Origin of the sequence: Mycobacterium sp. E3247 (assembly GCF_001667785.1) — a bacterium.
Lineage (GTDB): Bacteria > Actinomycetota > Actinomycetes > Mycobacteriales > Mycobacteriaceae > Mycobacterium.
In genome coordinates this window covers 1-1,435 of sequence record NZ_LZJG01000391.1, presented here as the reverse complement: position 1 = coordinate 1,435, position 1,435 = coordinate 1, and the positions used below count along the sequence as shown (strand labels likewise).

At 66.9% G+C, this 1,435-nt stretch carries 2 protein-coding genes; both read right to left on the bottom strand.

Annotated elements, in window-relative coordinates:
- The coding region (locus tag A9X04_RS21015; RefSeq protein WP_067924548.1) for an alpha/beta hydrolase at positions 1 to 895 on the bottom strand (895 nt) is incomplete at its 3' end.
- Positions 896 to 1,435: cytochrome P450 (locus tag A9X04_RS21010; protein ID WP_156764455.1), on the bottom strand; the 540-nt coding region annotated here is incomplete at its 5' end.

Sequence of the window (1,435 nt, the reverse complement as noted above, 5' to 3'; positions counted from 1 at the left end):
CGTGGCCGCTGAGGCCGGCGTGGCGGCCGACCAGGTTCACCAGGTCGACGGCCGGCACACCCAGGATCGCGCAGGTGAGGCCGTCGTCGAGGCTGGCGACCAGCGACGAGATCAGACCCCCGAGGGAGATGCCGTTCACCCCGATCGCGGCGTCGGGCTGTTGCTCGCGGATCCAAGTGATGAGGCGCCGGATGTCCCAGACCGCCTGAGCGGCGCCGTGGACGTCGTCGAGCACGTCCTCGCTGGGGAATTTCGGGCCGCTTGCCCGGGGGCCGTGCAGGGGAAGCACGGGGAGCACGACGTTCAGGTCGAGATCTCGGTACAGGTGCCAGGCGTGGAACAGCATGGGGTCCAGGGCAGCGCGTCCCATCTCGGCGCCGTGGATACAGATCAGCCAGGGCCGTGGCCGGCGGTGCCGGAACATCAGGGCGTATTCGCGGTTGTTGCGGGTGTAGCTTTGCCACCGTTCCCGGCCGGGCTCGCCGTCGTGGGGCTCGTAGTCGCTGTCGAAGGACAGCCGATCGAAGTTGCGCCCCATGCTGCTCACGCGCTTGACCGTCACGTCATTGGGCGGTGGGGGCGGGGCGAAGAACCCCTCGGGATTGTCGAGCCAGCCCTTGTCGCCGTAGAAGTCTTGTGCCGCAAGCACTTCGGTGTTGATTCGTTCGAGCGTTTCGGCGTCGGGGGCTCCACGCAGCAGGCTGAAGCCGCTCAGCAGGATTTCGTCGCGGAATGCCTGGGCGGCGAGCGCGATGGTGGGCCGGGCCACCGGTAGCTCGTCGGGCCGACGATCCAGGTAGGTGCCCCAGAAGCGGGCGTAGAAGCCGCCGGTCCGGGTGAACGGCCCGAGCAGTTGCGTGATCGGGTTGGCGGGTCCGCGAGCGCTGTCCGGCATCTAGCCTCGCTTCGCTCCGGGGGTGAAGGTGACCGGCAGCTTGCCGAGCCCGGTCATGCTGGGGTTGCCGAGGTATTGGTGGACGTTGTCGACATCGACTTGGTAGTCGGGGATGCGGTCGAGGACGGCTTTCACCATGGTTTCGGACATGAGGCGCGCGAGGTGTGAGCCGATGCAGCGGTGTGGGCCGAGCCCGAAGGCGACGTGCCGGTTGGGCGCGCGGTCCAGGACGATCTCGTCGGCGTTGTGGAATTCGTTGTCGTCGTGGTTGGCCGAGAGCCAGCTGATGACGACTCTGTCGTTCTTTCGCAGGCGTTGGCCGTTGAGCTCGACGTCGTGAGTGACTGTGCGGCTGAGGGTTTGGTTGACCGAGAAGTAGCGCAGGAATTCGTCGGTGGCGGTGCGGTAGAGCTCGGGGTGATCGATGAGTTGCTGTCTGAGGGCCGGGTGGGTGCCCAGGTGGTGGAGCGTGAGCGCTGTTTGTGACGTGGTGGTGTCGACGCCGCCGCCGATGAGGTTCCAGAGGATGTTGAGCAGCTG